This window comes from Pararhodobacter sp. CCB-MM2, from assembly GCF_001691415.1.
GTDB lineage: Bacteria > Pseudomonadota > Alphaproteobacteria > Rhodobacterales > Rhodobacteraceae > Pararhodobacter.
The window spans coordinates 61,099-83,865 of the sequence record NZ_LRRR01000015.1; the positions used below are offsets into that span (position 1 = coordinate 61,099).

A 22,767-nucleotide genomic window follows, 5' to 3' on the forward strand; every position below is an offset into this window, starting at 1 on the left:
AGCGGCAGTTCATCCGGCAAAAAATGCACTTTTCAGACCTTGTTTTGACCTTTTGCTTGATCCTGCCTCCGCTTATCGGCACCTTTAGCGCCACCATGCCCGACCGTTTCCCTGCCCCCTCACCTGCTGCATCGCGGCGAACCACGCCGGCAATTCAGCGCATCGCCAGCCCCCTGACTCGCGCGGGTTACGGCTTGCCCGCGGGTCTGGCGCATCTGGCCATCCTGTTCACCGGCTCGGCCGCCTTGCGCAGCCGCGACGGGTCCGAGGGTGACCCCGTGGAAGGCCGCCGCCTGCTGTGGCTGCCCGATGGCGAGGGGCGCGAGCTACTGGTCGGCGGCGGCACGCGCGGGCTGCTGCTGGCCCTGCCGCAGCTCAGCGTGGCGCAGGCCATGCCCGCCACCCCCTTGGGCGACCAGATGCGCCGGACCTTGGACCAGAACCTGTCGCTGCCACTGGAACCCGGCGAAAAGCTGAGCGCGTTGATCGAAGACCTTGCCGCCGAGCAATCCGCCCGCGCCCCCGGCGAGGATCTGGCCGTCGCGCATCTGACCTCGCTGCTGCTGGTGCGGCTGTGGCGGCTGGCGCGCGCGGACCTGATCGCCCATGGCGGCGCACCGCAGGGGCTGGCCGAGCGCTTCGTGCTGCTGGCCGCGCAGCATGGCCGCACGCATTGGCGCGTCGCCGATTATGCCCGCGCGCTGTCGGTAACGCCGGACCGCCTCGGCTCGGCGGTGCAGCGGGCGACGGGCCTTTCGCCCAAGGGCTACCTGATGCGCGCGCTCTTCACCGAGGCCTGCGAGCTTCTGGCCAACACCGGCATGCCCGCGGGCCAGATCGCCTTCCGGCTGGGCTTTGCCGATCAGGGCTATTTCACCCGGCAATTCACCAAGCAGGTCGGCCTCTCGCCCGCCCGCTACCGCCGCCGCATGAAGGCCGCGCAGGACCGGGGCGATACGTCCTATGCCGCCTGGCCGTGATCAGCCGGCGGCCGGCTGCGCCAGAATCCAGTCGAGGAAATCCTGCCCGCTTTGCGACAGCTTCGGTGCCACCGTGACCCAATAGGCCGTGCCCAGATCCCCCGCCCCCCCGGACCAGCGTTTCAGCGCGCCCCCGCGCCCGGCCCCGCCGGTGATCGAACGCCAACCCAGCATCAGCCCGCGCCCGTTCATCACCGCCTGCGCCGCCTGCACGTAATTGTTGAAGCTGGGCCCGGCGAGGCGCTGCCGGGCAATCCCGCGCGCGCCGAGGTAATCCTCCCACCCCGCCCAATGCTGGTTATGGGGGCTGCGCACATGGATCAGCGGCGCGCTGTCCAGCCCCTGCCCCTCGGCCAGCAGCCGGTCGACCAGCGCGGGCGCGCCCACCGGGCAGACCACCTCGTCGAACAGCTTCTGCGTCACCCCCTCGCGCCAACCGCCGGTGCCGTAGCGCACGGCGATGTCGATCCCCGGCGCCAGCACCGGCAGATCGGTCGGTGGGGCCTGCACATTCACCGCGATCTCAGGAAACCGGGTGTAGAAATCGGCCAGCCGGGGCATCAGCCAATAGGTCGCCATCCCCAGCGTGCAGGCCACCGTCACCTGCCGTTCCTCGCTCCCGGCGAGCGAACGGATATCCTCAATCGCCCCCTCGATCTGGCCCAGCCCGTCGCGCACCGCACGGGCCAGCACCTGCCCCGCTTCGGTCAGTGAGGCCGGACGCGTGCTTCGGTCGACCAGCGCCGCGCCGACATGGTCCTCCAACGCCTTCAACGCCTGACTGACGGCGGGCTGGGTGACGTTCAGCCGTGCCGCCGCCTCGCGCATCGAGCCCAGCCGCGAAACGGCCTCGAAGGTGGTCAGCAGGCGCAGCGGTGGCAGGCGGTCCATGGGGGCTCCGGCGGGTCAGATCGCGCCCAGACTGGACCCTGCGCGCGGCAAAGGAAAGCGGGCGTCTCGCGCGGGCGTGTCTGGACCGGGGCCGCACGCTGCGGCACCATGCGCCATTCAATTCCGGAGCCCCATTATGAAACCTGTTCTTGCCCTTGGCCTGTTTCTGGCCAGCACCCTGCCCGCCCTCGCCGGTCCCTATGACGGCAGCTGGGATTTCAGCGACGCGGCCTGTGGCCAGCAGCATTCCGATGGGCGGCTGATCATCGACGACACGATCCTGCGCTTCTGGGAATCGAGCTGCACCCTGTCCAACCCGGTGGCGATCCGCGACATGCCCGCCGCCACGCTTTACGACGCGTCCTGCTCGGGCGAGGGCTATGAGTGGAACACCCGCTTCCTGCTGTCGGTGTTCGGCGCCGGCAACAGCTCGCTTCTGGTGATGCAGAACAACGACGCCTCGATCCGCTTCACCTGCACGCCGCAACTGCAGATGCAGCCGGAAAGCCCGGATCTGAACAGCAAATAGACATCTCAGATTAAGCTACAGCTTAAGCAAAGGTAAGTACTTCCGATCTGTCGGCGGCCCCTCCGGCATGGCATCCTGTCTCTCGAACCGCTGATAAATCCACGCCAACGCGCTGAGAAAAAACATGAATGTCATGACCACCCCGGTCGCCCCCGTTACCCTCGGCGAAAAGGGCCTGAGCCTGCCCCTGTCGGACGGGCAGGTTCACTACTTCAACTATTACTGGCTGCGGGACAATTGCCCGACCTCGTTCAGCGCCCAGACGCGTGAGCGCAGCTTCGACATCTTCCACCTCGACGCCGCGCCCCGCGCCGATGCCGCCGAGGTCGAGGGCGACGCGCTGGTGATCCGCTGGAATGGCGAGAACCATGTCACCCGCATGCCGCTGGCCTGGCTGGAGAAATACACCACCGGCACGCCGCGCCATGACCCCGCCGACCTGCCGCGCAAGGCGTGGTACAGCGATCATTACCCGGACATCCCGCGCTTCAGCCAGCCGGCCCTGAAGGCCGATCCCGCCCTGCGCGTGAAATGGATGGAGGCGCTGATCGTCGAGGGGCTGGCCATCATCACCGACATGCCCGACAGCAACGAAGGGCTGACCGAAACGGTCGAGATGATCGGCGCCGTCCGTCCGACCTTCTTCGGCGATTATTTCGACGTCTACACCCATATCAACCCGACCAACACGGCCTATACCGCCGGCCCGCTGGAGCTGCACACCGACACCCCGGCCGAGGAACATGCCCCCGGCATCCAGTTCCTGCATTGCCGCAAGAACTCGGTTCAGGGCGGCGAGAGCCTCTATGCCGATGGCGTGGCCGTGGCCAACGACTTCCGCCTGCGCGACCCCGAGGGCTTCCGCCTGCTGTCCGAAATCGCCGTGCCCTTCTTCTGCGAGCATGACCATTACGACATGCGCTCGCGCCAGACGGTGATCGAACTCGACCAGCATGGCGAAGTTTCGGGCCTGACGATCAGCCAGCACATGCTGGACCTGCTGGACCTCGATCAGGCGCTGCTGGACGAATACTACCCTGCCTTCTGCCGCTTCGGGAAAATGCTGCAGGAAGAGAAATACATGATGCGCTTCATGATGAAGGCCGGCGAATGCATGGTCTTCGACAACCACCGCATCGTGCATGGCCGCGCGGGCTATGTGGCGACCTCGGGCGAGCGGTTCCTGCGCGGAACCTATTCCGACCGGGCCGAAATGCGCTCGAACTATCGGGCGCTGGTCAGCGAGGGGCGCTTCAAGGCATGAAGGACGTGATGAGCGACCACACCCGACTGCGCGAGGATCTCGCCGCCGCCTTTCGCATCACCCACCAGCTGGGTTGGTCGGAAAGCGTCGGCAACCATTTCAGCGCGGCCCTGTCCGAAGACGGCAAGCAATTCCTGCTCAACCCGAAATGGCAGCATTTCGCGACCATCCGGCCCGAGGATCTGCTGACGCTCCATTCCGACGACACCGGCGTGCTGGACGGCCCGGACGCGCCGGATGCCTCGGCCTGGTGCATCCATGGCACGATCCACCGCAAGCTGCCGCGCGCGCGGGTGATCCTGCATGTCCATTCGCCCTATGCGACGGCTTTGGCCTGTCTCAAGGACCCGACGATGGTGCCCTTAGACAACAACACCGCGCGCTTCCATGGCCGGATCGCCTATGACCTCGATTTCGGCGGCATTGCCGACGCGGTCGAGGAAGGCGAGCGGCTGGCGGACTCACTCGGCGACAAGGACGTGCTGGTCATGGGCAACCATGGCGTGACCATCATCGGCGAAACGGTCGCGGCGGCCTATGAGGACCTGTATTTCTTCGAGAAGGCGGCGCAGACGGTGATCCTGACGCGCTCGACCGGGCAGGAACTGGCAGTACTGTCGGACGCGGTGGCGGCGAACACGGCTGAGGGCTGGAAGGCCTATGCCGGCATGGCCGACCGCCATTTCGCCTTCCTCAAGTCACAGCTGCCGGTGCTGGGCCGCAACGACTGACACCAAGGTCAACGGGCTGGACTAAAGGGCGGTGCGTCAGCGCCGCCCTTTTCGCGTGGCGCGGGCCATCAGCGGGCGCAGATGGGCGGCCAATTCGCGCACATGCGGCTCATGCAACATGCTCAGATGCGTGCCTCCGGTTTCGACCAGACGCACCCGACCCAGCGCCACATCCCGCCAGCCCAGCGCCGAGGCGATCCCTTCGGGCGTGTCGAAATGCTCGTCAGTGGCGCGGAATACCGTGATTTCGCCGGGATAGGGCTGCGGCTGATAGGCCGAGATCGCCAGATCAATCGCCGCCTGATGCGCCGCGACATTGCCACGCGGGCGACCGATGGAATGCCCCCAACCGCGCCGGGCCATGCTCAGCCGCAGACGCTCCAGCCGGAAGCTGGCTTCGTCCCGGGCCAGCCTGACACGGCGACCAACGGCATCGGGCAGCTCCACCGTCAGGCGGCGGATATAGTGCTTGGCCGTCTTGCGCCGGACCCGACGCGGGCGACCGCCCGGCCCCTCGGCATCCAGCATGAAGACCATCCCCACCTCGCGCCCGGCGCCGATCAGCTGTTGCGCCAGCTCATAGGCGATATAGGCCCCTTGCGACACGGCGATCAGCTGCACCGGTCCTTGCGGCGCATGCCTCTCGATATTGGCGCGGTAGATCGCGGCGATCTCGGGCAGGGTCGTCGGCGCTTCGGAATCCAGAAGGTCCAGCGTCAGGCCGATCAACGGCTGATCGGGCTGCAACATCCCGCCGAGCGGCCGGAAGAAGCTGCCGTGCTCGCCAAGGATGTGGATCGCATAGAGCGGCGGAAGATGGCCCTCAGGCTGGATCGGCACGAGGCAATTCGGCGCACCCTCTGGCCCGCCACCGGTCAGTTCGGCCGCGATCTGGCGCGGTGTCGGGGTCTGGAACAGCGTGGCCAACGGCAGCCGGCGACCGAAGTCACGCTCCAGCAGGCTCATCAGCCGGACCGACAGCAGCGAATGCCCGCCAAGGTCGAAGAAGCTGTCGTCCGCCCCCACCCGCTTGTGACCCAGAAGCGTGGCGAAGATCGCCTGCACCTTGGCGGTCTGCGCATCCACCGGGCCGTTGTCGGCCGTGCTGTCATCGTCGCTGCTGCGCTCCGGGCGCGGAAGGGCGGCGATGTCGATCTTGCCGCTGGGCTTGCGGGGGAAATCGGCGACCGGCACGATCTGCGGCACCATGTAGCCCGGCAACAGGGCCCCCAACCGGGCAGTCAACGCCGCGACATCCCCCTCGCCCGAGAAACGCACCCAGGCCAGCAACCGCGCCGTCTCGCTGCCGGGACGATCGAGCCCCACGGCGGCCAACATCACAGCGGGATCGGCCTCGAGCGCGGCTTCGATGGCCCCCAGCTCGATCCGGTAGCCGCGCAGTTTGATCTGCCGGTCGATCCGCCCGAGATAGGCCAAGGCCCCATCGCCGCGCCACGCGACCTTGTCGCCGGTGCGATAGGCCGGGACGCCCCCTGCGTCGGGCGTGGTCACGAAGACCTCGGCGGTCTGTTCGGGCAGGCCCAGATAGCCCAAGGCAAGGCCCGGACCGCTGAGCCACAGCTCCCCGGCGACACCGTCCGGCGTCAGGCTGCCATCGGGGCTGCGGACCTCGGCGCGGACATGGGCGACCGGATGTCCGATCGGTACCTCGCCCCCGTCATAGGCCGGCGCGCCCGCGTCGTAGAGGGTGGCGGTCACGGCGGCTTCGGTGGGGCCGTAGCCATTGAGCCACCGCAGGCCCGGATACATCTGCCGCCACCGCGCCAAGGCCTCGCCCGAGACACGCTCGCCGCCGACGATCATCAGGCGCAGGCCCTCCGGCAGGGGCTGCGGATGCGGCGCATCGGCCAGATCGGCGACCAGCACATGCCAGAAGGCGGTCGGCAGGTTGGCCACGCTGATCCGGTGGTCCTTCAGGGCTGCCATCAGATGCGGCACCGATTGTGCCACCGCGTCGTCGCGCAGGACCAGCCGCGCGCCGGACAGAAGCGTCGGTACGATCTCTTCGATGGAGACGTCGAAATTCAGGCTGGCGAATTGCAGCACCCGGTCCGCCGCGGTCAGTGCGAAGGCGCGGATCATGGCGCTGGCGTGATGGGCGAAGGCGCGGTTGGGCAGCACCACGCCCTTGGGCTTCCCGGTCGAGCCGGAGGTATAGATCACATAGGCCGGGCTGTCGGGGTTCTGCGCCACGCGGCGCGGCGCGGCGGCGCTTTGTCCGTCCAGCGCGGGGTCATCGACCAGCAGCAGCGGCAGGGTTCCGGTGGTGAGACGCGCGGCCTGCGCGCGCTCGGTGAACAGCGCCGCGACACCGGCGCGGTCGATCATGTCGTCCAGACTGGCGGTCGGAAACTCCGGATCGAGCGGCAGGAACGCGGCCTGCGCCTTCAGCACCGCCAGCATCGCGGCGACGAAATCCGCCCCCCGCGGCAGCGCGAGGCCCACCACATGTCCCGGCCCCACACCCTGATCACGCAGGCACAGCGCCAGATGGTTCGCCCGGGCATTCAGCGCCCCGTAGGTCAGGGGCGCGTGGGTCCCGACGATCTCGATGGCGATGCGGTCGGGATCGGCGCGGGCAACGGCCTCGAACCGGTCGACGATGGGCGTGGGATCCAGCGTCCCGGCCCCCTCGCCCTCGGCGCGGGATAGCAGCAGGGTCTCCTCACCCTCGGCCAGCATGGACAGTGCGCCCAGCGGCACGTCCCCGGCAGCCGCCATCGCGTCGAGCAAAGTCAGAAGGTAGTCGAAGAGCCGTGTCGCCCCCGCGTCCGAGACCCGGCTGGGATCGTATTCCAGACGCAACAGAAGCGCCGGATCATCATAGGCCGCCAGCGTGAGCATAGTGGCCATCTGGCTGTGCTCGTCGATGTGGCGCTGCGCCCAATCCGGCCCCTGCGCCGCCATCTGCACGGGCAATGAGCCTCGGTCATACATCACAATCGTATCGAACAGCGCCTGCCCTGCCGGCAGATCGACCCGTTCCGCGACGGCGGTCGGCGGCGTGTGCTCAAACGGTCGCGTCGCCAGCATGTCGGCCCGCAGCTGGGCCAGCAGCCCGTCCAGCGTCTGCCCCTTCAACCGGGCGCGCATCGGCAGCGTGTTGATGCGGCAGCCGGCGATCTCCTGCCCCTCCGGCACCAGATAGCCGCCCGAGCGCGTCATACCGAACACGGCCTCGTCGCGGCCCGAGGCCCGGGCCAACACCATCGCCCAGGCGCCCGACAGAAGGGCGGGAAGCGTGACGCCGGCGCGGTCAGCCCGCTGGCGGATCGCGTCGGCGCGCGCGGGATCGAGCCTGAGACTGCGAACACGGCGGACCTGCGGATCGGCCTCGGCGATGCTCAGGAAAACCGGGTCCAGGCGATTCGGGGTATCAAAACCCTCAAGCTGCCGATCAAAGACCGCAAGCGCCTCGCCATGGTCCAGCCCGGCGACGGCCAGTGCGTGATCGGCGAAACCGGGAAGGTCCGAGGCCCGCGCAGGCGGGGCATGACCGGCACGGCGGGCGTCGTAGCAGGTGAAGAGATCGCGCAACAGCAGCCGGTAGCCGTTCCCGTCCAGCATCGCGTGGTGGAAGGTCCAGATCATCGCGCTGCGATCCGCGCCATGGCGCAGCAGGGTCACCCGCCAAGCAGGCGCCGTATCCAGCGGCAGCCCGGTGCGGCGGTCAGCCTCCAGCCAATCGTCCAGCGACAGGTCCAGATGGTCACCGCACTCCTCTACCCGCAGATCGGGCGAGACCTCAGCCCACAGCGCTTGGCGCGGGCCGTCATGGGCCAAGGGGTCCAGCGTCATGCGCAGCACGTCGTGGCGTGCGGCCAGATCGGCCCAAGCCTGCGCCATCGCACCCTCGTCCAGCGCTTCACCTTCGAAGCGGATGACGACTTGCAGCAGGTTCAGCGCGGGCTTGGCGGACAGCAGGCTTTCGTACAGCAGGCCTTGCTGGCTGGGCGTCAGCGGCAGGATCCGAAGGGGCTCTGTCATCACGCTCGCTGGCTGGCTGGCATATCGGAGAGGCACAACACCCCCTTCCTTGGCGCCAGCAGACACCGGCTTCCAAGTGTCGCCGGTCCCTTCGGCGGTATCAAGACAATCGCGCACAGTCGCTCTCGGCATCGGGCCCACATCAGGCGAGTTGCCGTATCAATGCCCGACGTGTCTGGCGAAAATGCGGCGACAGGCGTTCGTTAACGCGACACCGCCCCCGCACCCCGATTATTCCGCCGGATGGCGATGGCCCGCGCTCCAACCCTCAGCGCCTTGGCCGACATCCTGCGGCGCGCGCGGCTGGAACGGCCGCTTCTGCCATTCCGCAACCCACGCAAGGGCCACCGACAGCGCGATACCCATCGGCGGCAGCACCCAGCCCATCCACGCAGGCTCGCCCCAGGCCTGCATCACCACCTGAAACAGCAGCGACAGCACGGTCCCGCCTGCGAAGACCAGAAGGCCCTGACGCCCCATCAACCGCAGCGGCTCGGCCCAGGTCATGCCCGACAGGCGGGTGACGATGGGCAGCGAGGCCAGCACATAGGCCATGGCCAGCACATGCAGCAGGCGCGGCAAGGCAACGAAGGTCTTGTCGTGCGAGACGATATGGAACGGCGCGCCGAGGCTTCCCAGACGGGCCATCTGATGGTTCAGGAATTCTCCGAAGCCCGGCACATAGATCCACGCCAGGACCAGCAGCAGATATCCCAGCGCCGCGCCGAACAGCCAGGGCGAGTACGGCACGAAGCGCTTGCCCTGCCGCGCGGCCATGCCGGTCAACAGGCCGATGGAGAAGATCAGCTGCCATGAGAACGGGTTGAAGAACCACCCGCCCGGGTTCGGGTAGGCGGGCAGGTTCAGCCGCCACAGCCCGGCTGCGAACCACAGCGCCACGGCGGCTCCCGCCAGCGCCCACGGCCAGCGCATGCCCAGCAGCATGGCCACCGGGCCCGCCAGCAGCAGCACGGCATAGGCCGGCAGGATATTCACATAGCCCAGCTGATGCCCCAGCGTGGGAATGCCGATCAGCGCGGCGGCGGTGTTGTTGAACACCTGCCGCAGGTTGATCTGGGTCATCAGCTCGGGGAGGTTGTAGAAGATCGCCCCGGCCGCGAAGATCGCCACCGCCCAGGCGGTCAGCAGGATCTGTACCTGATACAGGGTCCAGGCCCGCAGCCACATCGGCTTCACCGCTGCCCAAAGCCCGTTGCGCTGACGCGCCTCGCGGCTGAAACGGCCGGAATAGGCCAGCCCTGCGGCGATGCCGGACATGATGAAGAAGGCCTCGGCCGCGTCCGAGAAACCCCAGTTGCGCAGGGTGAAGCGCTCATAGGGGTTGCCCGGCACATGGTCGATGAAGATCATCACTAGGGCGATGCCGCGGAAGGCATCGATCCGCGGATCGCGCGGACGTTTGGCGCCCGGCAACCCCTTGTCGGGAAAGCGCAAAAGCTTGCTGTCAGAGGGCGACATCGGCGGCCCCGCTCACGCTGTTGCCCGTCGTCTGGGCAACCGGCTGCGACCATTCGGCCAAGATCGCCTCATAGCGTTGGACCACCGGAGCCGGGGCGCCCTCGTCCGGGGTGGTGAACAGGCTCCGGGCCAACCGGCGCGAGGTCAACATGATCAGCACCGGCGCCGCCAGCATCGGCACGCAAACGGGCAGCAGCCACAGCGTCAGGTCCGGCGCGACACGGGCGACCAGCAGCAGTGCCACAGCACCCACGGCGCTGATCCACAGCCCGGCTTGCGCCCCTTCCAGCAGCGACAGACGACCCTCGCCGCGCTGGTTGGCCGGCCAGCCTCCGTCGCGCCCCGAGAGGACCTGTAGCACGGCACGGCTTTGGTACATCAGCATCACCGGCGCGATGACGGAGGTCAGCGCTACCTCGGCCAGAACCGAAGCTCCGGCCCGCAGCATGCCGCCAAACCCGCGCGCCCGGCCCGAGAGGCTGGCCCCCAGCCAGATCGCTACCTTGGGCAGCACCAACAGGCCCGCGATGCCGACCACCAGCGCAGTGATCTCCTTCGAGCGGTCCGAGGGGAAGACGGGGAACAGGTTATGCGCCTCGGGGAAGTAATCGGGCAGCGGCGCGGTGATGGTGGCGATGATCGAGGCGATCATGAAGCCCGCCCACAACAGCGAGACCAGATAGGCAAAGATCCCCTGCAGGAAGACGAAACGGCTCCAGCCCGAGAGGCCGGGTGCGGCCAGCAGGCGGATATGCTGCAGGTTGCCCTGGCACCAGCGACGGTCGCGACGGGCATAGGAGAGCAAGTTCTCGGGGCCTTCCTCAAAGCTGCCGCCGATCGTGCCGTCGACCTTCACCGACCAGCCGGCGCGGGCCAGCAGCGCGGCCTCGACGTAATCGTGGCTCAGGATATGGCCGCCGAACGGGGGCTTCCCGCTGAGTTCCGGCAGCGCGCAACTTTCGGCGAAGGCGCGCAGGCGGACGATGGCATTGTGGCCCCAGAACGGGCCGGTATGCCCCTGCATCCGCGCAAGGCCACGGGTGAAGACCGGGCCGTGGAACGCAGCGGCGAATTGCATGGCGCGACCAAACAGCGAGCGGGCACCGATGATGCGCGGCAGGGTCTGCAACAGGCCCAGTTGCGGATCGGCCTGCATGCGGGCGATCATCGTGCGGATCGTCGCGCCTTCCATCAGGCTGTCCGCATCGAGGATCACCGCGAATTCATAGGCCCCACCCGAACGGCGGATGAAATCCTCGATATTCCCGGCCTTGCGGCCGCGGTTGTCCTCGCGCCGGCGGTAGAAGATGCGGCCGGTGCCGCCCGTACGCTCCAGCAGCCGGACATAGGCATGGCGCTCACGCAGGGCGGCGGCCTCGTCGCGGGTGTCGGAGAGGATGGCAATGTCGGCAATCACCCCGGCCTCGCGGATCGAGGCATCCATCGCGGCGATCCGCGCGAAGGTGCTGACCGGGTCTTCGTTGCAGATCGGCACCAGCACGACACTGGAAGGCTGCGGCGCCCGGATCTCGTCCACCGTGTCGCGACGGCGCGAGGGGGCGAGGCCCGTGAAGGCCAGCGATGCCCCCCAGGCCAGCCAGGCGGTGGTGATCAGGATCAACCCGGTGCGCACGAAGTCCCAGACATCGATGCCGTCCTGAATGGCGGCTTCGGCCAGCAGCACGGTCGCCACCAAGGCTGTCAGGAACGACATCACCAAGGCGATTGTGCGGATCAGAACGGTACGGCGGTCGGGCGACAGGGGCGCGCGCATGGGCAGATCAGGCCCGCAGGCGCGGGGCAAGGGACAGCCACAGACGCGACAGACCGCGCGCGGCGATGGGCGCTGCGCGGCGCTCCAGCACCTGCGCGGGCATGTCCAGCGGGGCCACCGGCGGCGCCCAATGTGCGGTCTCGATGATCTCGGCCGAGGCCGTGTCGATCGGGGTCATATCCATACTCATTGCCGTACCCATTGATAAAGCCAGGTTTCCGACAGCTCGCGGCCGAAGCCGTTCAGCGAGGCCCGCAATTCCACGATACTGCCCGGCGTGGCCCGAACTTCGAGCACCAGCCGCCATGTCTCGGTCCCGCTGATCTTGCTGAGGATCGCCTGTTCCAGCTCGCCCCGCGTCACGCTGACCTCGGGTTGAACCTCGGACTCGGGCGAAAGTTCCGACAGAAGGCCGCCTTCGAAATCCACGACGAACTTGCGCAGGTCGGGATCGGGCTCGGCCCCGGCCACCCCGGCGATGCCGGCACGGGTGCGCACGACGCGGGCGCGGTCGACGCTGGCCGCCCCCTCGGGCGCGGCGCCCCAATGCAGGCGGTAGGCCACCTCGTAGGCGTCGCCGGCGCGCGTCGGCGCCTCGGGCACCCAATAGGCGACGATGTTGTCATTGCCCTCGAATGCGGACGGAATCTCGATCAGCCGGACCGAGCCCCGGCCCCAATCGCCGATCGGTTCGACCATCAGCGAGGGGCGGCGCTCGTAATGCGCTTCGGCATCGAGATAGGCCTCGAAATCGCGGCTGCGCTGCACCAACCCAAAGCTGCGCGGCGAGGCCATGCCCAGATAGGACGTCCCCAGCCGCGGCGGGTTGTTGAGCGCGCGCACCGTCGTCTCGCCCCCCTGCCCGTTCAGCACGAGGTATTCGCTGTCATGTACGGCGGCGCGGAAATCATGCGTCTCGTCCGGATCGGCGCCCCCGAACAGGAACATCGAGGTCAGCGGCGCCACGCCCAGCTGCTGCACGTCACGGCGCAGGAACAGACGGGCCAGAACCTCGACCTGCGTGGTCTCGCCGGGCTGGACGATGAAGCGGTAAGCCCCGGTGACCGAGGCGCTTTCCAGCGCGGCATAGAGCGTGACGCTGTCCTGACCGGGCTGCGGGCGCTCCAGCCAGAAATCGGTGAAGCGGGGGAATTCCTCGCCGCCCGACAGCGCCGTGTTCACGGCCAGACCGCGGGCCGAAAGGCCATAGACATTGCCCCGGCCCAAGGCGCGGAAATAGCTGGCGCCGAGGAACGAGATCAGCTCGTCGCGGTGATCGGCGCGGTTCAGCGCGGTCAGCAGGCGGAAGCCTGCGACGCCCGGCATCTGCGCATCGGCCGGAACCTGATCGGCCAGATCGCCCCGGTATTCGAAATCGGCGGTCGAGAAGGTCATCGGGCGGGCCATGCCGTCGACCAGTTCGAAGACCTGCACCGGTTCTTCGAACAGCCAGCCGAGGTGGAAGGCCTGCAGGCGGAAATTCAGGTCATCCTCGGCCCAGCGCGAATGATCGGTGCGGAACTGGATGCGCTGATAGCCATCATAGGACAGATCGGCGAGGAAGCCGTCGATCTGGCGCGGCGCCGGCGGATCATTGCGGCTGGCCTCGCGCATGCGCTCGGTCAGGGCGTCGAACGAGAAGGCCTCGGCGGTGTCGGCCGGGGCTTCGACGGGGGCCTCAACCGGGGCCTCCGTTGCGTCGGGAGCCGAGGTCTCGGCCGCCTCCTGCGCGGACAGGCGCGCGGGGGCGATCAATGCCGCCGTTGCCGCGCTTCCGGCCAGCAGACCCAGCATCCGGCGGCGCGACAGGGGCGCGCGCGACGGGCGGGAAGCGACGGAAAGATCAGCGGAAGACGTGGCAGTCGAGAGGGGAGAGATAGCGGACGCGGAACAGGTGTCAGGCGACAAAGGAGAAGCTCCCGGAGAGAATCGGCAAACAGTCATATAGAAGTTGGACCCCGCGCGGCAGAAGGAAAGATCTGCAATCGCTGCATGGCAGAATCTCGCGCAGCGAATTGCTGCCTCAGGGTCGAATCACTCCCAATGGGGTGGCGGACTTCCGCCCGATGCGACATCTTTATGACAGCTTGCCCAATCGGCGGGCAGAGGTGAATTGTCACCCAGCAGCAAGGACTTGTGGAATCAGGCGATTTCCCGCCGACCTGCGATGCGGCGCAATATTCGGCGAAGCCCTGCGACCCCGTCCGCGCCCCGGCGCAAACCCGCCGCAGCGCAGAAATCCGAGCCAATCAGTGACTGTTGTGCGCCCCTCGGCAGGAGCGTTTCAGACCCGACCGGAGAGAAAAATCACCCCGACGGGTTGACTTCCTTCACCCGCGAACGAAATCCCTGCGACGCGCTCTGCCCTCTTGGGGCCGGGGGTGTTTTTCCAACTCTTGATCTGCAGGTCTTTCCATGCGCGATCCGCTGTTCCGCATGGCCCTCATTCTGGGCCTCCTTTCCGCCGTCGGGCCCTTTGCCATCGACATGTATTTGCCTGCGCTGCCGCAGGTCGCCGCCGACCTCGGCACCGACGAGGCCGGGGCCGCGCTGACCCTGACCGCCTATTTCATCGTCTTCGGCATCGCGCAGATGATCTACGGCCCGATGGCCGACGCCTGGGGTCGCAAGCGGCCGCTGGTGATCGGCGTGTCGATCTTCCTCGGCGCCTCGGTGCTTGCCTCTCTGGCGCCGGACATCATCACCCTGATCGCCGCCCGCGCCCTGCAGGCCCTCGGTGCCGCGACGCTGATGGCCGTGCCGCGCGCGGTGATCCGTGACATGGCCTCGGGCCCTGAGGCCGCGCGGATGATGGCCTCGATCATGATCGTGATCTCGGTTTCGCCGATGCTGGCACCGCTGACCGGCTCCATGGTGATGACCTTCGGCGGCTGGCGCGAGATCTTCGCGGTGCTCGCCGTAGCCTCGCTGGTCAGCCTTGCGCTGATCACCTTCGTGCTGCCCGAGACCCTGCCGGTGCAGGCCCGCCGTCCCGTGCGCGTCGCCGCGCTTTGGGCCGGGGCCAAGCGCCTGTTGTCGGACCGGACCTTCATGGGCCTGACGATGATCGGCGGCTTCGGCATGGCGTCGTTCTTCGTGTTCCTCGCTACCGGCAGCTTCGTCTACACGCGCGAGTTCGGCCTCTCGCCGACCGGCTTCTCGATCGCCTTCGCGATGAATGCCGTCGGCTTTTTCGGCGCCTCGCAGCTGGCCGGCCGTCTGTCTGCCCGCTTCGGCATGCAGCGCGTGATCACCGTGGCAATCAGCGCCTTTGCGGCGACCACCGTGCTGCTGGCCCTGCTGGGATGGGTCGGCATCGTCAGCCTGCCGCTGACCGTGGCCGGCCTGTTCGTGGCCAACGCCTTCCTCGGGCTAGTGCTGCCGACGACCATGGCCATGGCGATGGACCCGCATCCGGATATCGCCGGCCTCGCGGCCTCGCTGGGCGGCACGGTGCAGATGCTGACCGGCGGCGTGATGATCGCGCTCACCGGACTGTTTCTGGACAACTCGGCCGCCTCGATGCTGGGCGTGATCGCGGTCTGTGGCGTGCTCGCCCTGGCGGCTGCGACCGCCGCCTTGGGTGGTCGTCGCGCGATGGCGTGACCACGCTCTCTGACAAAAAGAAAACGGCCCCGGAGCATCCTCCGGGGCCGCTTTGGTTCAGGCGGCGTAGGTCGCCCCCGGCGCCGGCAGGCGCGACAGGAAGGCGCTGACGCGTTTCAGCCCCTCGCGCAGGATCTCCGGGTTATTGGCGTAGCCGATGCGCAGATAGCCCTCGACCCCCAGCGCCGAGCCGGGCGTGAACATAACCCCGGTCGATTCCAGCAGGTCCACGCAGAACTCGCGCGAGGTCATCGGCGCGTCGAACCGCACGAAGGCCGTGGTGCCGGACTGCGGCTTCACCCAGCTGAGCAGCGGCTCCTGATCGATCCAGTCGGACAGGATCTGTAGGTTGCCGCGCGTGATCTCCTGCGAACGGGCGAGAACCCGCTCCGCATTCTCCAGCGCGAGGGAGGCGAAATGGTCGTCCAGCATGCCGACACTGATCGTGTCGTAGTCGCGATGGATCGACACCGCATCGATCACCCGGCGCGGCGCGGCGATCCAGCCCAAGCGCAGCCCAGCCAGCGAGAAAGCCTTGGACATGCCGGCGGTCGAGATGCCCTTCTCATAGAGATCCGCCATCGCCGCCGTGCGGCCGTCGCCCTGCTGATCGGTGCCGCGATAGACTTCGTCGCACAGCAGCCAGGCGCCGGCCTCGCGCGCGATCTGGGCGATGTCCTCCAGCATGTGCTTGGGGATCAACGCGCCCGAGGGGTTGTTGGGATTGGTCAGGGCGATCAGCTTCGTCCCCGGCACCACCATCTCGCGCAGGCGCTCAAGATCGGGCAGCCAGCCGTCCTTTTCCTGCAGATGCAGCAGATGCACATCGGCGCCAAGGCTTTCGGGGATCGAGTAATGCTGCTGATAGGTCGGCACCACGGCCACGACCCGGTCGCCGGGACCGACCAGCGCCTTGTGTACCAGCATGTTGGCCCCGATCGTGCCATGGGTCACCATGATCCGCTCAGGCTCTTGCCAGTCATAGAGATTGGCGATGGCGCGGCGCAGGCGCTCGGACCCTTCGATGGCCCCGTAGGTCATCTTCAGCGGCAGAAGATCGGACAGGTCGGTATTCGTGCCGGCCAGCTCCAGCAGCTCGGCGATGGTCAGGCTTTCGACGCAGGTCTCGGCGAGGTTCCACTCGCAGCGCGTCTCATACTCGTTCATCCAGATCTCGACACCGAACGGTTCGATGCGCATAGGCTCCTCCTGTCTGTGCCCCGAACGATTACACCTAGGGCGGCACCGGGACCGGGAAACCCCGCCGCCACATACACCGATACTTTTCGCCAATGCTTCTTTGCACCATGATCACCGAATGATTGACAAGTTGGAAATGCTCATCGCCCTCGCCCGTGAGCGCCATTTCGGTCGGGCGGCGGAAACCTGCCATGTCACGCAGCCCACGCTGTCCTCGGCGATCAAGTCGCTGGAAGAGCAGTTGGGCGTGCAGTTGGTGCAACGCGGCGCGCGCTTCATCGGCCTCACGCCCGAAGGCGAGCGGGTGCTGGCCCGCGCCCGCTCCATCGTGGCCGAGGCCCGCGCGTTGAAGTCCGACGTCGCCGTCGCGCGCGAGGGTCTGTCCGGCACGCTGCGGCTGGGCGTGATCCCGACCGCGCTGGCCTCGGTTCATGATCTGACACACAGCTTCCTGACGGCGCATCCCGGCGTCCGCCTGCGCATCCTGTCGCTCAACAGCCACGAGATCCTCGACCGGCTGGCGGATTTCGAAATCGACGCCGGCCTGTCCTATGCCCATGTCGACCTGCCGCAGGACCGGCTGCCGGGCTTCACCTCGCTGCCGCTGTACCGCGAGAGTTACGCCTTGGTCACCCGCGCCGATCCCGACCTGCCGGCCACGATGCCGTGGAAGGATGTGGGCGCGTTCGAGCTGGGGCTGCTCACGCCGGACATGCAGAACCGCCGGATCATCGACCGCCATCTGGCGCATGCGGGGGTCCCTGTTACGCCGCGCATCGAATCGAATTCCATCTTCTCGCTGGTCAGCCATCTGACCGAGGCCCATAGCGCCACGATCCTGCCCACCTCCACCGCCGCCTTCTACGCGCAGGGACGGCCGCTGGCCTGCCTTCCCCTCACCGGAGAGCCCAACGGCGAAACGGATGTCGCTTTCCTGCTGCCGCCCGTCGGTCGCCGCACGTTGCTGCTGGAAGCCTTCGTGGCAAGTCTCCCCTGAGCCATTTTGATAGATACATTCTATCAAACCACGAAAATTACAATTTGATTGGCAATCGCCACGCGCGTACCCACGGGGCAATTGACCGGAGGAGCCACATGTCAGCCACACCGATCTTCGGGGACGGAGAGCGCGAAACCCTGCGCGAGATCCTGAATGCCCATCGGGGCATGGAAGGCCCTCTGCTGCCGATCCTGCATGCCGTGCAGGAAGCCTTCGGTCACGTTCCGCAAGACGCGCTGCCGATCATCGCGGAGGACCAGAACATCACCCGCGCCGAGGCGCATGGCGTGATGACCTTCTACCATGATTTCCGTGAAAACCCCGCCGGTCGCACCGTGCTGAAGCTCTGCCGCGCCGAGGCCTGCCAGTCGGTGGGCGCGGATGCGCTGGCCGATCACGCCAAGGACAAGCTGGGCATCGACTGGCACGACACCACGGCCGACGGCGCCGTGACGCTGGAGCCGGTGTTCTGCCTCGGCCTTTGCGCCTGTGGCCCGGCCGCGATGGTCAATGGCAAGCTGGTGGGCCGCGCCGATGCGGCGAAACTCGACAAGATCCTTGAGGGAGCACGCTGATGAAGATCTGGGTTCCCCTCGACAGTGCCGCCGTGGCGCTGGGTGCCGACGACGTCGCGGACGCCATCACCGCTGAAGCCGCCAAGCGCGGTCTGGACGTGACCGTGGCCCGCAACGGCTCGCGCGGGATGGTCTGGCTGGAACCGCTGGTCGAGGTCGTCACCGACGACGGCCGCATGGCCTTCGGCCCGATGGGCGTCGAGGATGTTCCGGCGCTGTTCGACGATCTGGAAAGCCACCCCAAGGCGCTGGGCCTCACCGAAGAACTGCCGTGGATGGTGCGCCAGACGCGCCTGACCTTCGCCCGCTGCGGTGTCATCGACCCGCTGTCGCTGCATGAATACGAACTGCACCACGGCCTGAAGGGCCTGAAGCGCGCGCTCTCGATGACGCCCTTGCAGATCGTGCAGGAAGTCACGGACTCGGGCCTGCGCGGCCGGGGTGGTGCGGGCTTCCCGACCGGCATCAAGTGGAAGACGGTGCATGATGCCGCCGGTCCGCAGAAATACATCGTCTGCAACGCCGACGAGGGCGATAGCGCCACTTTCGCCGACCGTATGCTGATGGAAGGCGATCCCTTCACCCTGATCGAGGGCATGGCCATCGCCGGCATCGCCGTCGGGGCCACCAAGGGCTATATCTACACCCGTTCGGAATACCCGGTCGCCATCGCCATCTTCCAGAAGGCGATCGAACTGGCCCGCAAGGCCGGTGTGCTGGGCCCGCGCGTTCTGGGCTCCGAGTACAGCTTCGACATGGAAGTGCGGGTCGGCGCCGGCGCCTATGTCTGCGGCGAAGAGACCTCGCTCTTGAACTCGCTGGAAGGCAAGCGCGGCGTCGTGCGCGCCAAGCCGCCGCTTCCGGCGCTGCAGGGCTTCATGGGCAAGCCGACGGTCGTCAACAACGTGATCTCGCTGGCCTCGGTGCCGGTGATCATGGATCGCGGTGCGGCCTTCTACAAGAACTACGGCATGGGCCGTTCGCATGGCACCATGGCGCTGCAGATCGCCGGCAACGTGAAATACGGCGGCCTGTTCGAGACGGCGTTCGGCCTTTCGCTCGGCGAGATCGTCAACGATATCGCCGGTGGCACCGCCTCGGGCCGTCCGGTCAAGGCCGTGCAGGTCGGCGGTCCGCTGGGCGCCTGGTTCCCGCAATCGCTGTTCGACACGCCCTTCACCTATGAAGACTTCGCAGCCAAGGACGGCCTCATCGGCCACGCCGGTCTGACCATCGCCGATGATCGCACCGACATGCTGAAGATGGCCCGTTTCGCGATGGAGTTCTGCGCCGTCGAGAGCTGTGGCAAATGCACGCCTTGCCGCATCGGCGCTGTGCGCGGTGTCGAGACGCTGGACCGCGTGGCGGCCGGCGACCCCTCGGCCCTGCCGCTGGTCGCGGACCTGTGCAACACGATGAAGGCCGGCTCGCTCTGCGCGCTGGGTGGCTTCACGCCCTATCCGGTGATGTCGGCGCTGACCCACTTCCCCGACGATTTCGCCACCGCGAAGGCGGCTGCCGAATGACCGACAAGGTAAAGGGACCCGCGTCCTATTTCCCGTCGATCGAAAAGACCTATGGCAAGCCGGTCGACCACTGGCTCGCCATCGCCCGCGACGGGTTGAAGGATCAGCCGCATATGGCCGTGGTGAATGCGCTGAAGACCGAGCATGGCCTCGGTCACGGCCACGCCAACGCCATCGTGGCCCATGCCAAGGCCGAGGGGGCCAAGTGATGCAACCCTCGTCCGCCAACCGCCCGCTCGACCTTTTGACGCTATTGCGTTCCGAACTTCTCGACCGTTGCCACCAGCCCAAAGCCAATCCCAAAGGGGAGAAGACGAAATGAAAGACTTCATCATTCCTTGGGACGATCGTGACTACGGCACCCCCGCGTCCAAGTCCGAAAAGCAGGTCACGCTGACCATTGACGGCTTCGAGGTCACCGTGCCCGAGGGCACCTCGATCATGCGCGCCGCCGCCATGGCCGGGATCTCGATCCCGAAGCTCTGCGCGACCGACAGCGTCGACGCCTTCGGCTCGTGCCGTCTCTGCCTCGTGCAGATCGACGGCCGCAACGGCACGCCGGCCTCCTGCACCACCCCGGTGGCCGAGGGGCTGAGCGTCCACACCCAGACCGAGACCCTGAAGGGCCTGCGCAAGGGCGTGATGGAGCTCTATATCTCCGACCACCCGCTGGACTGCCTGACCTGCGCCGCCAATGGCGATTGCGAACTGCAGGACATGGCCGGTGCCGTGGGCCTGCGCGACGTGCGCTACGAGGCCGTCGAGACCCATTTCAAGACCCGCAACGCGATGGGCGGTCTGAACCCGCAATACCTGCCCAAGGACACGTCGAACCCCTATTTCGACTATGACCCGTCCAAATGCATCGTCTGCTCGCGCTGCGTCCGCGCCTGCGAGGAAGTGCAGGGCACCTTCGCGCTGACCATCGCGGGCCGTGGCTGGGACAGCCGTGTCTCGGCTGGCGGCAAGAACGACACCTTCCTGTCCTCGGATTGCGTGAGCTGCGGCGCCTGCGTGCAGGCCTGCCCGACCGCGACGCTGGTGGAGAAGTCGGTCGTCGAGATCGGCACGCCCGAGCGTTCGATCATCACCACCTGCGCCTATTGCGGCGTCGGTTGCTCGTTCAAGGCCGAGATGCGCGGCGACGAGTTGGTGCGCATGGTCCCGCACAAGGACGGCAAGGCCAACCGCGGCCATAGCTGCGTCAAGGGCCGCTTCGCCTATGGCTATGCGACCCACAAGGAGCGCATCCTCAACCCGATGATCCGCGACAAGGTCACTGACCCGTGGCAGGAAGTGTCGTGGGAAGAGGCCATGAGCTTCGCCGCGAACCGGATGAAGGGCCTCATCGAGAAGCACGGCCGCCAGTCGGTCGGCGTGATCACCTCGTCGCGCTGCACCAACGAGGAAACCTTCCTCGTCCAGAAGCTGACCCGCGCGGTGTTCCGCAACAACAACACCGACACCTGCGCCCGCGTCTGCCACTCGCCGACCGGCTATGGCCTCGGCCAGACCTTCGGCACCTCGGCCGGCACGCAGGATTTCGACTCGGTCGAGCAATCCGATGTCATCATGATCATCGGCGCCAACCCGCATGCCGCGCACCCGGTCTTCGCCAGCCGCATGAAGAAGCGTCTGCGTCAGGGCGCGAAGCTGATCGTCGTCGATCCGCGCCGCACCGAGATGGTGGAAGGCCCCCACTTCAAGGCCGCCCATCACCTGCCGCTGCGTCCGGGCACCAACGTCGCCATCGTCACCGCCATCGCCCATGTCATCGTGACCGAGGGCCTGATGGACGAGGCCTTCATCCGCGAGCGTTGCGACTGGGACGAGTTCCAGGATTATGCCGAGTTCGTCTCGGATCCGCGCCACTCGCCCGAGGCCATCGAAGAGATGACCGGCGTTCCGGCGTCGACCGTGCGTGAGGCCGCGCGCCTCTATGCGACCGGCGGCAACGGCGCGATCTATTACGGACTGGGCGTGACCGAGCACAGCCAGGGTTCGACCACTGTCATAGGCATCGCCAACCTCGCCATGCTGACCGGCAACATCGGTCGTCCGGGCGTCGGCGTGAACCCGCTGCGCGGCCAGAACAACGTGCAGGGTTCGTGCGACATGGGCTCGTTCCCGCATGAGCTGCCGGGCTATCGCCACGTCAAGAACGACGAGGTGCGCGACCTGTTCGAAGGCGCCTGGGGCGTGGCCATCGACAACGAGCCGGGTCTGCGGATCCCAAACATGCTCGACGCTGCCGTCGAAGGCACGTTCAAGGGCCTCTATTGCCAGGGTGAGGACATCCTGCAATCGGACCCGGACACCAAGCACGTCGCCGCCGGTCTGGCCGCGATGGAATGCGTCATCGTCCACGACCTGTTCCTCAACGAGACCGCGAACTACGCGCATGTGTTCTTCCCGGGCTCCTCGTTCCTCGAAAAGGACGGGACCTTCACCAACGCCGAGCGCCGCATCAACCGCGTGCGCAAGGTGATGGCACCGAAGAACGGCTATGCCGACTGGGAAGTGACCCAGATGTTCGCCAATGCCATGGGCGGCAACTGGAACTACGCGCATCCGAGCCAGATCATGGACGAGATCGCGATGCTGACCCCGTCCTTCGCCGGCGTGAACTACGACATTCTGGAAGAGAAGAACTCGATCCAGTGGCCGTGCAACGAGAAGGCGCCGGAAGGCACGCCGACGATGCACATCGGTGGTTTCGTGCGCGGCAAGGGCAAGTTCATCCGTACCGAATACGTGGCCACGGATGAGAAGACCGGCCCGCGCTTCCCGCTCCTGCTGACCACCGGCCGGATCCTCAGCCAGTACAACGTGGGCGCCCAGACCCGGCGCACCCATAACGTCGTCTGGCACGATCAGGACGTGCTGGAGATCCACCCCCACGACGCCGAGAACCGCGGCATCCGGGAAGGGGATTACATCCGGCTGGCCTCGCGCTCGGGCGAAACGACCCTGCGCGCGACGATCACCGACAAGGTCTCGCCGGGGGTGGTCTACACGACCTTCCACCACCCGGACACGCAGGCCAACGTCGTCACCACCGACTTCTCGGACTGGGCCACGAACTGCCCGGAATACAAGGTGACCGCGGTGCAGGTGAGCCCGTCGAACGGCCCGTCGCAATGGCAGGAAGACTATTCGGCCCAGGCCGAGCAGTCGCGCCGCATCCTGCCGGCTGCCGAGTAA

At 67.1% G+C, this 22,767-nt stretch carries 17 protein-coding genes; 10 read left to right on the plus strand and 7 right to left on the minus strand.

Translation table 11 applies throughout. From position 1 onward, the window contains the following. Positions 1-95 precede the first annotated feature (95 nt). Positions 96-980 (plus strand): AraC family transcriptional regulator, encoded by an 885-nt coding sequence (locus BCY78_RS14900; RefSeq protein ID WP_068303541.1) that lies wholly within the window; start codon positions 96-98, stop codon positions 978-980. Here the strand turns inward: BCY78_RS14900 and BCY78_RS14905 are convergent, their stop codons facing one another. Beyond that, the gene (locus tag BCY78_RS14905; RefSeq protein ID WP_068303422.1) at positions 981-1,871 is read right to left on the minus strand and encodes a LysR family transcriptional regulator; all 891 of its coding nucleotides are present in this window, start codon (positions 1,869-1,871) and stop codon (positions 981-983) included. It abuts the gene before it with no gap. 136 nt (positions 1,872-2,007) lie between these two features. Here BCY78_RS14905 and BCY78_RS14910 point away from each other — a divergent pair, with 136 nt between their 5' ends. The 3 genes from BCY78_RS14910 (at position 2,008) to BCY78_RS14920 (ending at position 4,395) form a co-directional block, all read left to right on the plus strand. Then, positions 2,008-2,400, plus strand: coding sequence for a hypothetical protein (locus BCY78_RS14910; protein WP_068303423.1), 393 nt, complete (start codon positions 2,008-2,010; stop codon positions 2,398-2,400). A gap of 124 nt (positions 2,401-2,524) precedes the next feature. After that, positions 2,525-3,664, plus strand: coding sequence for a TauD/TfdA family dioxygenase (locus BCY78_RS14915; protein ID WP_068303429.1), 1,140 nt, complete (start codon positions 2,525-2,527; stop codon positions 3,662-3,664). A gap of 8 nt (positions 3,665-3,672) precedes the next feature. After that, the gene (locus tag BCY78_RS14920; RefSeq protein WP_233499415.1) at positions 3,673-4,395 is read left to right on the plus strand and encodes a class II aldolase/adducin family protein; all 723 of its coding nucleotides are present in this window, start codon (positions 3,673-3,675) and stop codon (positions 4,393-4,395) included. Positions 4,396-4,431: 36 nt separating this feature from the next. Here the strand turns inward: BCY78_RS14920 and BCY78_RS14925 are convergent, their stop codons facing one another. The 5 genes from BCY78_RS14925 to BCY78_RS14940 form a co-directional block, all read right to left on the minus strand. Further along, a complete protein-coding gene (locus BCY78_RS14925) occupies positions 4,432-8,403 on the minus strand; it encodes a non-ribosomal peptide synthetase (protein ID WP_068303435.1) in 3,972 nt (1,323 codons plus the stop codon). A gap of 231 nt (positions 8,404-8,634) precedes the next feature. Beyond that, a complete protein-coding gene (locus tag BCY78_RS14930; protein ID WP_068303437.1) occupies positions 8,635-9,882 on the minus strand; it encodes an OpgC family protein in 1,248 nt (415 codons plus the stop codon). Beyond that, the gene (gene mdoH / locus BCY78_RS14935) at positions 9,869-11,656 is read right to left on the minus strand and encodes a glucans biosynthesis glucosyltransferase MdoH (protein WP_068303444.1); all 1,788 of its coding nucleotides are present in this window, start codon (positions 11,654-11,656) and stop codon (positions 9,869-9,871) included. Before mdoH ends, BCY78_RS14930 begins: the two co-directional genes overlap by 14 nt. Positions 11,657-11,663: 7 nt before the next feature. Continuing rightward, on the minus strand, positions 11,664-11,846 hold the full coding sequence (locus BCY78_RS25610; protein ID WP_158515942.1) for a hypothetical protein: 183 nt from the start codon (positions 11,844-11,846) through the stop codon (positions 11,664-11,666). Beyond that, complete coding sequence (locus BCY78_RS14940; protein ID WP_068303447.1) at positions 11,843-13,450, minus strand: glucan biosynthesis protein; 1,608 nt, start codon at positions 13,448-13,450, stop codon at positions 11,843-11,845. Before BCY78_RS14940 ends, BCY78_RS25610 begins: the two co-directional genes overlap by 4 nt. Before the next feature lie 621 nt (positions 13,451-14,071). On the opposite strand from BCY78_RS14940, the gene BCY78_RS14945 reads away from it, so the two are divergent. Then, positions 14,072-15,262: a multidrug effflux MFS transporter gene (locus tag BCY78_RS14945; protein ID WP_068303450.1), complete on the plus strand. Its 1,191-nt coding sequence runs from the start codon at positions 14,072-14,074 to the stop codon at positions 15,260-15,262. Between the two features lie 57 nt (positions 15,263-15,319). Here the strand turns inward: BCY78_RS14945 and BCY78_RS14950 are convergent, their stop codons facing one another. Beyond that, positions 15,320-16,462 (minus strand): aminotransferase, encoded by a 1,143-nt coding sequence (locus BCY78_RS14950; RefSeq protein ID WP_068303453.1) that lies wholly within the window; start codon positions 16,460-16,462, stop codon positions 15,320-15,322. Positions 16,463-16,580: 118 nt separating this feature from the next. Between BCY78_RS14950 and BCY78_RS14955 the strand changes: the two genes are divergently transcribed. The 5 genes from BCY78_RS14955 to fdhF all read left to right on the plus strand — a co-directional run bounded on the left by BCY78_RS14955 (position 16,581) and on the right by fdhF (position 22,767). Further along, positions 16,581-17,459 carry a LysR family transcriptional regulator gene (locus BCY78_RS14955; RefSeq protein WP_068303454.1) on the plus strand — a complete coding sequence of 293 codons (879 nt, stop codon included), beginning with the start codon at positions 16,581-16,583 and terminating at the stop codon, positions 17,457-17,459. Positions 17,460-17,557: 98 nt separating this feature from the next. Beyond that, a complete protein-coding gene (locus tag BCY78_RS14960) occupies positions 17,558-18,037 on the plus strand; it encodes a formate dehydrogenase subunit gamma (protein ID WP_068303456.1) in 480 nt (159 codons plus the stop codon). Next, positions 18,037-19,563, plus strand: a complete 1,527-nt coding sequence (locus tag BCY78_RS14965; RefSeq protein WP_068303459.1) for an NADH-quinone oxidoreductase subunit NuoF — start codon at positions 18,037-18,039, stop codon at positions 19,561-19,563. Before BCY78_RS14960 ends, BCY78_RS14965 begins: the two co-directional genes overlap by 1 nt. After that, on the plus strand, positions 19,560-19,772 hold the full coding sequence (locus BCY78_RS14970) for a DUF4287 domain-containing protein (protein ID WP_068303462.1): 213 nt from the start codon (positions 19,560-19,562) through the stop codon (positions 19,770-19,772). Before BCY78_RS14965 ends, BCY78_RS14970 begins: the two co-directional genes overlap by 4 nt. A 109-nt stretch (positions 19,773-19,881) precedes the next feature. Further along, entirely contained in the window at positions 19,882-22,767 is a 2,886-nt protein-coding gene (fdhF, locus tag BCY78_RS14975; RefSeq protein WP_068303464.1) for a formate dehydrogenase subunit alpha, read from the plus strand.